At 43.6% G+C, this 236-nt stretch carries 1 pseudogene; it reads left to right on the top strand.

The features are described 5' to 3' along the window. A pseudogene (locus tag AAEZ18_RS19660) lies at positions 1-236 on the top strand (isocitrate lyase); the annotation flags it as partial.

The raw sequence follows: 236 nt of genomic DNA, 5'->3' as shown, positions 1-236 counted from the left end.
GAAAAAGACCGCGTAGTACTAGATTGTATTACGAGCTTGCAGTCGGGCGCTGATTTACTGTGGATTGAAACAGAAAAACCTCATGTTAAGCAAATTGCAGAACTGGTAAATCGTGTAAAAGAACACGTGCCAAATGCAAAACTGGTATACAACAACTCGCCTTCGTTTAACTGGACGCTTAAGTTTCGTGAGCAAGTGTATCAAGAGTGGGAAGAAGCAGGCCGTGACCTTAGTGC

The sequence above is a fragment of the Pseudoalteromonas sp. 19-MNA-CIBAN-0066 genome (genome assembly GCF_040308705.1).
GTDB lineage: Bacteria > Pseudomonadota > Gammaproteobacteria > Enterobacterales > Alteromonadaceae > Pseudoalteromonas > Pseudoalteromonas nigrifaciens.
The sequence above is the reverse complement of the archived record's forward strand: the minus strand, read 5'-3'. Positions and strand labels throughout refer to the sequence as shown.